Origin of the sequence: Fulverythrobacter fulvus, assembly GCF_037154085.1 — a bacterium.
Taxonomy (GTDB): domain Bacteria; phylum Pseudomonadota; class Alphaproteobacteria; order Sphingomonadales; family Sphingomonadaceae; genus Andeanibacterium; species Andeanibacterium fulvum.
Genome location: NZ_JBANRM010000004.1, coordinates 95,026 through 108,730 on the forward strand (window position 1 = coordinate 95,026; position 13,705 = coordinate 108,730).

Consider the following 13,705-nt stretch of genomic DNA (forward strand, 5'->3'; position numbering starts at 1 on the left):
GGCCCTGCCCGGTTCAAACCCGCACTTCCCGCCGGGCGGGAATGGCCGGGGAGACACAGAACGCCCCCCGGCTGCATCTCCCCGGCCTATTGCGGCTTCTTCAACGCATCGCAGTTACCCGCGATCTTCTCCCCATTCATCGCCGCCTTCACGAATGCAGGCGCGTCGGCCAGCGCCGCGGGCACGGCCGAGCTGTGATCTTCGCCGGGGTAATAGTGCCATTCCACAGTGGTTCCCGCCGCGCACATGGCGGAGATGAAGTTGTACTGCTTGGCCGGGATCGCATCCTTGTCCTCAAGGCCGGTGCCAGTGAATACCGGAGTAGAAATGCGCACGTCCGGGAAGGATGACAGCGAGCCGGTGGCCTTTTCCAGATCGTCGAACGGGCGCTTGTAGAATTCGGAAAAGGGCAGTTTCTGCTCATTCGCAAAGGCCCTCAGCCCCCCCATGCAGGTGGTCTGCGCCTTGGCCAGCATCGCCCAGCCTCCGGCCGAGAGATAGTCCTGCGGGCGGATAGCCTCCGGATCGGCGGAACGCGCCGTGCCAAGGAACCACAGGATCTCATAGGCGGAATTGCCGTAATCGCCGTCATCCAGATAGATCTGCGGGATCGCCACTTGCGGCGCCTTGCCCGGATTATCGGTGTGAGCGACGAGGCCGGTCGCCACCGTGCCGCGGATCGTGAGATCGGGCGCATAGGAGGGCGCGAGATAGGCTGCGGCGATTGCTCCTTCGGAACCCTGGGACTGGCCCATCGTCATCACCTTGGCCGGATTCAATTCCGGATAGCGGGCGAGCGAGGCGCGGATCGCGTCGAGCACCGAAATCCCCTCTGCCCTGTATTGCAGATAGGGATGCACACCCGGCGTCCCCAACCCGGCATAATCGGTCGCGACCACCGCATAGCCCTGTTCCAGCCAATGGCCGAGGAACTGCGTGTCCCGGCCCGAACGCGGCATGGCGGACGGAGCACAGGGATCGGCGATGCCCGTCGTGCCATGGGCCCAGGCGATTACCGGCCAGCCGCCTGCGGGCGGAGTACCCTTGGGAAAGAACACGATGCCGGAAACCGTCGTCGCCGCACGCCCATCGCGCCAATCGGTCGAGCTGTAGAGGATGCGTTCGGAGCGACCCGCCCCCGGAAGGGCCACTTCTGCCGGAGCCGTCTCGGTGCGCAGCATGATACCGGGCCGGGCAGGGATCGGCTGGTCCCAGCGGTAGAAGCCGGGAAGCCCCCCATCGCCCGCCCATTCTTCAGCCATGGCAGGAGCAGCCATTGCCGCGAGCGCGGGCGCCGCCAGCAGCGTGCCGAGAAGCCTAATATCCAAGCGCATATCCATCCTTCCTGGGATCGGTGCCGCCGACCAGCACCCCGCGTTGATGATCGATCCAGACGGCCTGCCCGCCGCCGATGGGCCGCTCCGCCCGGCGAACCGCATGCCCCCTGGCAGCAAGCGTGGCAGCCACTTCCTGGCTCACACCGCGTTCCAGCTCCAGCTCGCCGCCAAAGGCGAAATGGCGCGGCAGTTCCATGGCCTGCTGCGGGTCCAGCCCGGCATCGAGCATGGCCGAGAGCAGCTGCACCTGCCCGGTCGCCTGATAATGCCCGCCCATCACGCCGAAGGGCATGACCGGACGCCCGTCCTTCATCGCCATTCCCGGGATGATCGTATGCATCGGGCGCTTGCCCGGTGCCGCTGCATTGGGATGATCGGGCTGCGCGGCAAAGCTTGCCCCGCGATTGTGCAGCAGGATGCCCGATGCCTCGTCGTAAATCGCGCTGCCGAAATCGGTGAAGATCGAATTGATGAAGCTGACCGCGTTTCCGTCCTCGTCGACGCAGGCGAGATAGACCGTGTCCTTGTGCTCCGGCTCGTCCACCGGATCGACTGCGATCGCCCGCGCGGGATCGAGCCGGGCGCGCAGTCCATCGGCAAAGCGCGGAGACAGCAGAGTGGCGAGTGGAATGGTGGCGAAGGCCGGATCGCAAATCCAACGGTCGCGCTCGGCATAGGCAAGCTGGCTTACCTGGGCGAGCAGATGCGCCCAGTCGGCAGGGTTCTGCCAGACCTTGTGCACATCCAGACCGGAAAGGATGTTGAGCATCAGCAGGACAGTCATCCCCTGCCCGTTGGGCGGGCATTCGAGGATATCGAGCCCGCGATATTGCGTGCGGATCGGCGTGACGGCCTCGCCCTGATGGGCGGCAAAATCCTCCTCGCGATGGAAGCCGCCAAGCCCGCGCAAGGTGGCAACGATGCCCTGCGCCGTCTCGCCTTCATAGAAGGCGCGCCAGCCATTCACGGCGATGTCCTGCAAGGTGCGGGCAAGCGCGGGCTGCGCGATCCGGTCACCCGCCTGCACGGCCCGGCCCCAGAAGGACGCGGCAGTCGGGCTCCCGGCGAGCCGGGCCTGCCCATATTGCCAATCCCACGCGACGCGCGGCTGTACCCGCCAGCCGTCGCGCGCCAGCGCAATCGCCGGGGCAAGCAGCCGGTCGAGCGGCATGCGGCAGTGATCGGCATGCAGCCGCCCCATTGCCTCCACCGCCCCCGGCACGGTGACGGAGTGAACGCTTTCCAGCCCGATTGCACCGGCAGCTCCGGCGTCGAAAGCGGCGGGCATGCGGCCCGAGCCATTATAGGCGCTGACGTTCCCGCCTGCGCTACAATGAATGTAGAATGTGTCCCCGCCCAGCCCGGCATTCTGCGGCTCGGCCACGGCCATCACTGCGCTTGCGGCAAGCGCGGCATCGGCGGCGCTGCCGCCTTCCTGCAGGATTTCCAGCCCCACACGTGCCGCATCCGGGTGGGACGTGGCAATCATGCCCTTGGCGCCATAGGCCGCCGAACGGCCGGGAAGCTGGAAATCACGCATCAGCTGTAGGATCCGCCATCGATGATGAGCGCCTGCGAGGTGACGTAGCTGCTCTCGTCGGACAGGAGATAGACGAAGGACGGCGCCACTTCCTCGGGCGTGCCCTGACGGCCCATGGGGACGGTTGCCTGCACCATGTCCTCCACCACTCCATCGCCGCCGATGAAATCGATCGCGGGGCGATTGAAGGGCGTGTCGATCCAGCCGGGGCAGAGCGTGTTCACGCGAATGTCGAACGGCGCCAGTTCCGCCGCCAGCGAATTGCCCATGCCGATCACAGCCGCCTTCGCCGAACTGTAGGCTGCCCGCCCCGGTCCGCCATGCTTGCCCGCGAGGGACGACATGTTGACGATGGAACCCTTGCCGGCCCGCTTGAGGTGAGGGGCGGCATATTTCACGCCGAAGAACTGCGCCCGCACGTTCACGGCATAGACCATGTCCCACTCGGTCGCCGAGAACTGGTCCACCGGCCCGGCGCGAAGATAGCCGGCATTCTGGCACAGCCCGTCCAGCCCACCGAGCCAATCGGTCGCCGCGGCCACCAGCGACTTGACGCTTTCCTCGCTGGTGACATCCACCGGAAAGAAGCGCGCTGCATCGCCATAAGGCTTCACGCTCTCAAGCCCTGCCTCTTCGGCAATATCCGCCACTGCCACGCGCGCACCTTCGGCCACGATGGCCTTAACCGCAGCTGCGCCGATATTGGTGATCCCCCCGATGAACAGGATCCGCTTGCCTGCCAGCCTGCTCATGCGCTTGCGCCTTTTTCGTAGTGAAGCACACCTGTGGGGTTGTGCGCCTTTGCAACCTGTTCGCCATAGGCATCCTGCCAATGGGCATCCGCGTCGGCGAGGAACGCGCCGGAACGCGCCTGCTGGAAGGCCCCCACATCCTCCAGCCCGGGAGGTGTCTGGCCTTCCTGATGCGCCCGGACAGTCCGCAGCAGGCGCCGCCTCGTGACCACGATCATGTGATCGGAAACGGTCAGATGTTCCTTGGTGCGGTCACTGATCGGGCCCATGCTCTCGACGATGGCCTGATCCTGCAATTGCACCCCGATCATGCCGGTATAGCTGCGCTCGCGCTGTGCATCGCGGTCGATCAGATAGTCATTGTCGGGACTGGCCACGGCGCGCCAGCGCTCGAACCATCCGGTGCCGTTGGGCAGGTAGTCCTCATCGCGCTCCAGCCCGGGGATGGGCGAGCCGTCCTTCAGCCTGCGCACGCCCGCCGTGCGGCGCTTGTACATCCAGGTGAAGATCATCGTGTGCTCGTCATCCATGGGGACAGCGGCATCGAGCACGATGTTCTCCCGGAAAACGCCATCGGGGAACTGCGTGTAGAAGGGCAGCAGGTAATGGGCGACGCGGTAATAGATCTGCCCGTCCGAAGTATCGCGATAGGCGGCATACATCGCGCCCGCCGGTGTTTCCGCCACGTGATAGCGCGGCGCGCGGTCACGCAGGGACACGCTGTTGAGGTCTTCCGGGTCGAGGTCTTCCAGCGCGACCGAACCGCCATGGAGGAACCCGAAATGGGAGGTATCGATCTCCCCCTCCAGCACCTGCAGGTAATTGCACCGGCGCAGCGAACAGCTCAGCCGCACTTCGCCTTCGGGCAGCAAGGTCGCCTCGATCCCGGTCAGGGGCGGCGGGGTCTCGCGCTTGCCCATATAGGCCCAGATCACCCCGTTGCGCTCGACGCAGGGATAGGCATTGGCCTTCAGGCGCTTGGCGAAGCTGTTTTCCGGCGGCACGTTAGGCTGTTCGAGACACTGCCCGTCCGGCGCGAATTTCCACCCGTGATAGACGCAGCGCAGCCCGCCGGATTCATTGCGGCCGTAAAAAAGCGAGGCGCAGCGATGGGGGCAGGCGTGGTCCATGATGCCCACTTCCCCCTCCGGCGTGCGGAAGGCGACGAGCTTTTCGCCCAGCAGCATAAGGCGCATGGGTTCCCCGCCGGGCTCAAGCTCCCGCGCTAGGCAAGCGGGTAGCCAGTATTCACGCATCAATTCGCCCATCGGCGTGCTGGGGCCCACCTGTGTGAGCAGGGCATTATCGGCAGCGTTCATGCGGCGGCTCCCTCGAGCTCGAGCGGACGGGCGGCGCAATAGGCAGTCAGTTCGGCATCGCCGATTTCGCCGCAGAGCCCGGCCGCAAGCCGTTCCGCCACCAGTGGGGCGAGCTTGAAGCCATGGCCGGAACAGGCGCTGACGAAGTGGCCTTTCGCGCCGAGCGGCCTGACGATGAAGGCCTCGTCCTCGGTGACGGTGTAGTAACAGGCCTTGGCTTCCAGCGGGCGGTAGCTGGCCGGATCGTGGAAGCCCTCGGCAAACAGGGTGCGTATCTGTTCGATATCCCGCGCGGTCGGCACGCGATTGCCATCCGGGTCCCCCTCGCGAGAGAAGCGGTGATCGCCCACCTTGAAGCGCATGCCGTAGCGCGGCGGCATGGTGTAGAGCCCGCCATCCTTGCCCCGCGTGACGATCACCGGCGCGCGCGACCAGGCATCGGCCAGTTCCGCCGGCGGCGCGAGATACAGCACGGCCTGCCGGCTGGGCACGGCCACGCCCTTCATTTCGGGCACCAGCCGGTCGATCCAGGCCCCGGTGCAGACGATCAGCCTGTCCGCCTCATAGACGGTCTGCCCCACGCGGGCAGTGGCCTTTTCCGGATCGATGGCATCCACATGGGCGCCCGTCACCAGTTCCACCCCGATACGCGAAAGGTGGACCACCAGATCGTTGAGGATGCGGGCCGGAAACAGCATGCCCGCCCCTTGAGTCTCCACAACGGCCTGCACCCCGTCGAACTCGATCATGGGATAGCGCGGCGCGGCCTCGTCAATCGGGGTGATGCTGTAACCCACCGACATCTCGTCCAAAGCGCGGATGGTGGGCTCGAACCAATTATCGTCATGCCGCACGAAATAGGTCGCCCCGATGGGCGCGACGTGGCGAGTGCCCAGATCGGCCCACAGCACGTCCCACTGCTCGAAGGCGGCGGGCATCAGCCGGGCATAGCCTTCCAGCTTGCCATAGGCATGGCGAATGATGCGATGCTCGTCATGCGAGGAGGAGCGCGGATTGGGCAGTGCCTCGGCTTCCAGCACAGTCACCTTCCAGCCGCGCCGGGCCAGCGCCCAGGCGGTCGTGAGGCCGTAAATCCCGCCGCCCACGATCAGGGCCGTCTGCTGCGCGCTCATTGGGCATTCTCCATCGGGCGCACATCTTCTGTGGCGCCTGCTTCGCTGAACTGGGGGTAATGGCTGGCCAGATAGGCCGCGCTGAACTTGCCGGAGGCGAGGTCTTCCGCGATGGCCACCGGATCGCGCCGGGCCGGATCGCCATAACCGCCCGCCCCGGCGGTCTCGACGATCAGGGCCTCGTCCGGGTGGATCTCCACAAAGGCCGGCTTGGTGGGTAATACTTCCTCGCGCCCGTCCGCCCGGCGGACGAGGAAGCGGCCGGTGCCGCCCTTCGTCCCGCCGAACACGCCCCAGGGGGCGTTGCGGAAGCGTTCGCCCTGCCCTGAGAACATGGCGACATGGCCGCGCGGCCGCAGCACGCGGCGCAGGCCCAGCCCGCCACGATAAGTTCCCGCCCCGCCCGTATCGGGGATCAGCTCGTAAGCTTCGACCAGCAGGGGATATTCGGTCTCGATCGCCTCCACCGGCAGGTTGGAGGTGTTGATCAGGTGGACCTGAACCCCGTCCTTCCCGTCATGCGTCGCCCGGCCGCCGAACCCACCGCCGACTGTCTCCAGATAAACATAGCGCTTGCCGTCCGCCCCGCGGCCGGAAAACACCGCCATGGTGTTGGCGCCATTGGCCGCGCCTACTGCCTCGCCCGGCATCGCCTCCGCCAGTGCGCCGATCACCGTATCGATGATCCGCTGGCAGGTATTGGCCCGGCCCGCCACGGCGGCAGGGAATGCCGCGTTCACCAGGCAGCCTTCGGGCGCGATCACTTCCATCGCATCCAGCATGCCCTGATTGATCGGGCATTCCGGGTCCACCATCGCCCGGAACACATAGGCGACCGAGGATTGCGTGGCGTAATAGGGGCAATTGATATTGCCCTTCACCGCGGGCGAGGTGCCGGTAAAATCGAAGCGCAGCCTGCCCGCGTCCGCCAGATCGCCGCAGGTGACGGTCACCGCGATGGGCATGTCTTCCGCGCCCTTGCCGTCATCGTCCATCAAATCGGTGAAGCGATAGATCCCGGCCGGAACCTTCAGCGCGGCACGTGTCATGCGGTTGAAGGTGCGCTCGACGATCTCGTCATAGGCGGCAAGCAGAGTTTCGGCCCCGCGCAACTCCGCCAGTTCCTCCACCCGGCGGGCGCCGAGGCGGCAGGCGGCGACCTGCGCATTATAGTCCCCGCGCCGTTCCTCCGGCACGCGGACGTTCAGCAGGATCAGGTCCAGCATATCCCGGCACAGCACTCCGCCATCGAACAGGCGGACGGGCGGAATGCGCAGTCCTTCCTGGTAGATCTCGGTCCCGCCCGACATGGAACCGGGCGCCATGCCGCCGATATCGGCGTGATGGGCAATGTTGCACATGAAGCCCAGCAATCGGTCGCCCGCGAAGATCGGCATGGACATGTTGACGTCGGGCAGATGCGATCCGCCCGCGGCAAAGGGATCGTTGCCCACGAAGATGTCGCCGGGCCGGAAGTCGGACAGGCGGTATTTCTCCAGCAGGTGCGTCGTCAGCCCCAGCATGGAGGAAAGATGGATCGGCTGGGCAGCCTCGCACAGGGCGATGAGGCGACCTTTCGGGTCGATCAGGGCAGTGGAATGGTCGTTCCGCTCCTTGATGTTGGTCGAATAGGCCGACCGCATCAGCGAGATATAGGTCTCGTCCGCCACGGATCGCAGGGCGTTGAGCAGGATCTCCAGCGTCACCGCATCGAGCCCGGCGGCGCCGGTTGGGGCTGGCTTGTTCATCGGTTGACCTCGATCACCAGGTTGAAAACGGAATCCACATGCGCCCGGTCGCCAGGGTAGATCACGATGGTTGTGTCCAGCTGGTCCACGATGGCCGGGCCATGGAACCAGTCGCCGGGATGCAGGGCCTCGCGCTCGAACACGGCGGTCATCACTGCCTCGTCGCGAGCGAAGACCACGCGCCGCTCTCCCGTCGCGATGGCCTCGGAAGGCTCGGGAACTTCCACGCTGGGTGCGGTCTGGCGGTTATGGGCAATCGCGATCAGCCGCAGGCAGACGACTTCGATCGCGCTGTCAGCGTCGAAGAAGCCATAGGTCCGCTCGTGCGCGGCGTTGAATGCTTCCGCGATCCGCTCGATCTCCGGCACTTCACCGGGATGAAGCTGCAAGGGCAGCGACAGTTCGAAGTTCTGGCCGATATAGCGCAGGTCCAGCAGCAGTTCGGTCGAACGGCGATGAGGCAGGACCTGCTCGGTCACGAACCATGTTTCCGCCTGCTTGCGCAGCGCCTCCAGCGAGGTGGAGAAGCTGGCGCCGAAGCGCTCGTCCGCCAGTGGCATGGGCATGGGCTGGACGAGGTTCTCGCGGTCGTCCGAGGCCAGCAGGCCCTGCGCGCAGAGCAGGCCGGGGCTCGGCGGGATGAGGATGCGCTTCATCCCCAGCGCCCGCGCAACCGCCGAGGCGTGGAGCGGCCCCGCCCCGCCGAATGGCATCAGCGTGAATTCGCGCGGATCGAAGCCGCGCTCGATGGAAATTTTGCGCACTGCGCGGGCCATGTTCGCCACGACGATATCGATCACGCCCATGGCCGTGTGTTCCACCGGCAGGTCGATCTCTTCCGCCAGATCGCCGATCACCCGGTGGGCCGCGTCCACATCCAGCGCCATCTCGCCCTTGAGCAGCCCGCTTGCAGGCAGGCGCCCCAGCACCAGATTGGCATCGCTGACCGTGGGCTGCGTGCCCCCGCGGCGATAACAGGCCGGGCCCGGAACGGCGCCGGCGCTTTGCGGGCCAACCTTGAGCAACCCGTCCAGATCGCGCCAGGCAATCGAGCCCCCGCCCGCGCCCACCGCGTGGATATCGATGGCCGAAAGCCGCACCGGATAGCCTTCCACCCAGCGTTCGCGCGTCATGTCGGCGGCATAGTCGCGGATCAGCGCCACGTCGGCGGAGGTCCCGCCCATGTCGAGAGTGATGACATCCCCTTCGCCCGCGCGCCGGGCAATGTCGATGGCCCCGGAAATCCCCGCTGCCGGGCCTGAAAGAGCCGTGCGGATCGGGAAGCGCCTTGCCCGGTCGACCGAGATCAGCCCCCCGGAAGACTGGTTCACACCCAACCGGCAATCGGGCGCGGCATGGTGGAGTTCGGTTTCCAGCGCCGTCAGATACTCCGCCATCACCGGCTGGAGATAGGCGTTGAGCACGCTGGTGGAGAGCCGCTCATATTCGCGGAATTCCGGCTGGACTTCGTGCGAGAGCGAAAGGTGGATACCCGGCAGCGCGCTACGCAGGGCATCGCCGATCCGCTTTTCGTGCTCGGGCCGGGCAAAGGCGAAGAGCAGGCAGACCGCAACCGCATCGACATCGGCTTGGCGCACTTCTTCCACCAGCCGCGCGATCTCTGCATCGGAAAGGGCCTGCACCAGCTCGCCATCGCAGGTCACTCGTTCATCCGCCTCGAAGCGGCGCGGACGGGGGACAAGGGCCGGCGGGTGATCGACCTGGAAATCGTAGATTTTCGGCCGGACCTGCCGCCCGATCTCCAGCAGGTCGCGAAAGCCCTTGGTGACGATCAGTGCCAGCTTGCCGCCCGAATGCTGGATCAGCGCATTGGTGGCCACGGTCGTGCCATGGCACAGGCGGGCGATATCAGCCTTGCCGATCCGGTTGGCGATGCACAATTCGTCGAGCCCGTTGAGGATCGCCTCGGCCGGGTTGTGCGGCGTAGAAGGCCGCTTGTGCACATGGGTGCGGCCGGTTTCCTCGTTCCAGGCAGTGAAGTCGGTAAAGGTCCCGCCCACATCGACGCCGACGATCCAGCTCATGCCCGTGCCTCCGCGACCGAAGCGGGATCGAGCCCGGTCAATTCCCGGTAGCCGGCGGCATCCACTGCCCCTTCGGTGACGATGGTGAGCACAATGGACTGGCTGCCCAGCCCCAGCTTTGCCCGGAAATCATCGTCCCTTGCGGCAACGATCAGCCCGGCGAGCCCGGCCGAACCGGCGTCGCCCACCAGCAGCGGGGTATCGCCGAACGCGCCCTCGCCCAGCGCCTTCATCGTTTCGACCGCAGCACTGTCCGGGATGACCAGATAGTCGCCCACGATCAGTTCGATGGTCTTCCATGCCGTCAGCGAGACTTCCCCCACCGAAAGCCCGCCCATCACTGTGTCGAGATCGCCCTCGATCCGCACCGGGTGACCGGCAATGGCCGATTGATAGAGGCAGTCGGCCTTGTCGGGCTCCACCATCACGAAGCGCGGCCCGGGGCCCCAGGCATCGAACAATGCGCCAAAGGCCGCAGCGGCGAGCCCGCCACAGCCGCCCTGAATGAAGACGTGGGTCGGCACGACATTGTTGGCGGCGAGATCGGCCACGATCTCGTCCATCATCACCGTGTAGCCGGCCATCACCACGCCGGGCGCCTGGTCTTCCTCGGTGATCGCGGTATCGGAGACCAGCACCCAGCCATTGGCGAGAGCATCTTCGCGGGCCTGGTGCGTGGAATCGTCGTAATTCCCGGCGATCCGCACCACTTCGGCACCCTGCGCACGGATCAGTTCGGCCCGGCTTTCGGCCACGTTCTCGTGCAGATATATCTTGCAGGCACAGCCGATACGCCGCGCGCCCCAGGCGACCGAAAGGCCATGATTGCCGTCGGAAGCCGTGACAACGGTGGCCGCCGCGATGGCATCGGGAGCAAGGCCTTCCAGCGCCTGCGCTGCCGCAAAAGCCCCGCCCAGCGCCTTGAAGGAACCGAGACCGAACCGCCCGGCCTCATATTTGGTCAGCACCCTGCCAAGACCAAGCGCCCCGGCCATACCCGGCAGATCGATCAGCGGGGTTGGCTGATACCCCTCCCACTGCGGAATATCCGCCTGTGCACGCAGACGCATGGCACGCGGCACGCACAGGTCGAGCGGACCGGGCCTTCCTTCCGCTGTCGGAGTCGGTTCAATCGCCTTGCTGAATATTGCGGCCATTCGCAGCGCTGCCCTTCATTCACTTGCACCGGCGCGCAACAAACCGGCCCCCGCTTTGCCGCGCGCCCAAACCTGTCACCAGCCCCCGCCCGCATGAGCGGCAAGCACTTGTTGCAGCGCGGCAATTTTCTCGAGGCAAACGAACCCCGTCACCGAAAGTCAGCTTGAAAGCTCGCTTCCGGAAAGATCAGCCCAATGCGGCACTGCAACAATTTCGTAAGATTCCGCTTGATCGAAAGCGGCAATCTCGTGACATAATGAAGCCCGTCCAGGCGGCGCGGGAAATGTCGCCCTCGGCAATGTTAGTTGCGCGGAGATCGAAGTATGGAACTGGCGGTCAAAGGGTTTACCGGGCGGATCAGCGATAACGACCTGCGCCTGCTGCGAACCTTTTGTACGGTGGTGCGCCATGGCGGCTTCGTCGCGGCCGAGTCCGAACTCCAGATCGGCCTTCCTTCCATCAGCCGCTACATCAAGGATCTGGAAGTGCGCCTCGGCCTGCGCCTGTGCGACCGCGGGCGCAGGGGCTTCACGCTGACGGCAGAAGGCAAGCAGGTGCACGAAGCCTGCATGACCCTGTTCGAAAATCTCAGCAATTTCGAGAACAAGGTGCGCCACATCCATGCCAATCCGGCAGGCGCCCTGCGGATCGGCATGGTGGATTCACTCGGCAGCGATCCGCATTTTCGCCTGTCAGACGCGGTGCGCGCCTATAAGCAATTCTATCCGAACGTCTCCTTCAAGATCGTGACCGAAACTTCCAACATGATCGAACAACAGGTGATCGAAGGCGAGTTGGACGTAGGGCTGGTGTTCGAGCGGCGGCACATGGAACAACTGACCTATCACCTGCTCTATGAAGAGGTCAGTTGTCTCTATTGCTCGGTCGGCCACCCGATCTGGACCGAGCATGGCGGCAAGATCGGCGATGTTGACCTCTCCGCTTATGAAATGGCCGGATATCCGATGGTTCACATGATGGAGAAGATGGGCGTCAGCGGCCTGCTCAATCGCACTGCCACTGCCAATCACATGGAATCCATCGCCATGATGGTGAATTCGGACGCCTATCTGGGCTTCCTGCCCAATAATTATGTCGAGGCGCTGTGGTGCGGCGACCGGTTCCGCGCGATTGCACCGGAAACCTTCAATTTCCATAGCCGGATCAGCGCAATCACTCGCCACGGCGCCGTTTCGCCGCTGGTTTCCGCCTTCGTCGAATGCCTCCTGCCTCAGGTCGAGCTTGCCTGATCCCTCCCCAGCAGGCGGCGCGGCGGCCATTCACCTTCCCACCAGCGCAACCATAGTTGCCGAGAACTCCATTCAAAGCTCTGCCCTCGTGCGAAACGATGGCACCATGACAGAAACTCGCCAGGACACAGCCCTCCCCTCATCGCCTGCCGCCGCCGGGCTTGCCGCTGAGGAAGACGAAAACCCCACGCGCTACGCCTGGTTCGTTCTGGCGATGCTTACGGCAGTCTACAGTTTCAGCTGGATGGACCGTTTCCTGCTGGTGATCCTGATCGATCCGATCAGCAAGGATCTCAATGTCTCCAACACCCAGATCGGCCTGCTGACCGGCTTTGGCGCCTCGCTGCTCTATTCGCTGGCGGGTTTCCCGATTGCGCGCATGGCCGACCAGAAATCGCGCAAGTGGATCATCACATCCGCTCTCGGGGCATGGAGCAGCCTAACCGCCATGATCGGCGTGGCCGGTTCCTTCTTCAGCCTGGCCTTTGCCCGCTTCGGCATCGCCATTGCTTCTGCGGGCTGTTCACCGGCGGCCTATTCGCTGATTTCCGATTACTTCCCGGCTCGCCGGCGCGGCACGGCGATCGCCATCTATTCGCTGGGCATTTCCATCGGCACCTGGGCCGGGCTCACCCTTGGCGGCATGGCGGCGGACAGTTTCGGCTGGCGGGAAGCGTTCCTGCTGCTCGGGTTGCCCGGCATCGCCTTTGCGGCGCTGATGGCCTTAGTCATGCGCGAACCGCGCCGCGGCACCTATGACGGCAGCCCCGCGGAAAGCGAGCGCCACTACAGCCGGGGCGAAGCGTGGAATTTCTTCCGCAAGAACCGCCCCTTCCTGGGCATCGCCTTCGGCTTCGGTTTCATTTCCTGCGCAACTTCGGCCTTCGAGAACTGGATTCCCACCTATCTGATCCGCGCCCATGGGCTGAGCGCCACGGAAGTCGGCTCGATCAGCGGGCTGTTCCAGGGGCTGACCGGAATCTTCGGCGCTCTCGCCTTCGGAATCATGGCTGATCGGCTCGCCCGCCGCGACCGCCGCTGGTATCTGTGGATTCCGCTGCTCTGCTCTGCGGCCTCGGCACCTTTGATCCTGCTGTTCTTCAGCCTGCCGGTGAACCTTTCCTATGCGTGCTATTTCGCAATCGAATTCTGTGTTTCGGGCTATTCCGCGCCGCTCTTTGCAGCCAGCCAGATGCTGCTTCCGCCGCGCCTGCGCGCACTGGGCATGGCGACGATCCTGTTCGTGCTCAACATCATCGGCCAGGGCATGGGGCCGACGCTGACCGGACTGGCAAGCGACCTCATCGGCGGCAGCGGGGCGGCGGGCGGGCTCGCCCCGGCAATCATGGCGATGCAGGTCTTCGCGGTGATCGGCGCCCTCGCCCTGATCGATGCGGCCCGCACATTCGAGCGGCGCATCTGA

At 65.2% G+C, this 13,705-nt stretch carries 10 protein-coding genes; 2 read left to right on the plus strand and 8 right to left on the minus strand.

The window, feature by feature from the left end; genetic code table 11:
• Nucleotides 1-86: 86 nt before the first annotated feature.
• The 8 genes from WFP36_RS12610 to WFP36_RS12645 are packed head-to-tail and all read right to left on the minus strand — an operon-like array spanning nt 87 to nt 11,031.
• Nucleotides 87-1,328: a lipase family protein gene (locus WFP36_RS12610; RefSeq protein ID WP_336980867.1), complete on the minus strand. Its 1,242-nt coding sequence runs from the start codon at nt 1,326-1,328 to the stop codon at nt 87-89.
• Nucleotides 1,318-2,877, minus strand: a complete 1,560-nt coding sequence (locus WFP36_RS12615; protein ID WP_336980868.1) for a gamma-glutamyltransferase family protein — start codon at nt 2,875-2,877, stop codon at nt 1,318-1,320. The genes WFP36_RS12610 and WFP36_RS12615 overlap by 11 nt, the downstream gene beginning before the upstream one ends.
• A complete protein-coding gene (locus WFP36_RS12620; RefSeq protein WP_336980869.1) occupies nt 2,877-3,629 on the minus strand; it encodes an SDR family NAD(P)-dependent oxidoreductase in 753 nt (250 codons plus the stop codon). Before WFP36_RS12620 ends, WFP36_RS12615 begins: the two co-directional genes overlap by 1 nt.
• Complete coding sequence (locus WFP36_RS12625; RefSeq protein ID WP_336980870.1) at nt 3,626-4,948, minus strand: Rieske 2Fe-2S domain-containing protein; 1,323 nt, start codon at nt 4,946-4,948, stop codon at nt 3,626-3,628. Before WFP36_RS12625 ends, WFP36_RS12620 begins: the two co-directional genes overlap by 4 nt.
• A complete protein-coding gene (locus WFP36_RS12630) occupies nt 4,945-6,081 on the minus strand; it encodes an NAD(P)/FAD-dependent oxidoreductase (RefSeq protein WP_336980871.1) in 1,137 nt (378 codons plus the stop codon). Before WFP36_RS12630 ends, WFP36_RS12625 begins: the two co-directional genes overlap by 4 nt.
• Nucleotides 6,078-7,829 carry a hydantoinase B/oxoprolinase family protein gene (locus WFP36_RS12635; RefSeq protein ID WP_336980872.1) on the minus strand — a complete coding sequence of 584 codons (1,752 nt, stop codon included), beginning with the start codon at nt 7,827-7,829 and terminating at the stop codon, nt 6,078-6,080. The genes WFP36_RS12630 and WFP36_RS12635 overlap by 4 nt, the downstream gene beginning before the upstream one ends.
• A complete protein-coding gene (locus WFP36_RS12640) occupies nt 7,826-9,874 on the minus strand; it encodes a hydantoinase/oxoprolinase family protein (protein ID WP_336980873.1) in 2,049 nt (682 codons plus the stop codon). Before WFP36_RS12640 ends, WFP36_RS12635 begins: the two co-directional genes overlap by 4 nt.
• The gene (locus WFP36_RS12645) at nt 9,871-11,031 is read right to left on the minus strand and encodes a diaminopropionate ammonia-lyase (protein ID WP_336980874.1); all 1,161 of its coding nucleotides are present in this window, start codon (nt 11,029-11,031) and stop codon (nt 9,871-9,873) included. Before WFP36_RS12645 ends, WFP36_RS12640 begins: the two co-directional genes overlap by 4 nt.
• A gap of 324 nt (nt 11,032-11,355) precedes the next feature.
• Between WFP36_RS12645 and WFP36_RS12650 the strand changes: the two genes are divergently transcribed.
• Both WFP36_RS12650 and WFP36_RS12655 read left to right on the plus strand, forming a co-directional pair.
• Nucleotides 11,356-12,282, plus strand: coding sequence for a LysR family transcriptional regulator (locus tag WFP36_RS12650; protein WP_336980875.1), 927 nt, complete (start codon nt 11,356-11,358; stop codon nt 12,280-12,282).
• 106 nt (nt 12,283-12,388) lie between these two features.
• Nucleotides 12,389-13,705, plus strand: a complete 1,317-nt coding sequence (locus WFP36_RS12655) for a spinster family MFS transporter (protein WP_336980876.1) — start codon at nt 12,389-12,391, stop codon at nt 13,703-13,705.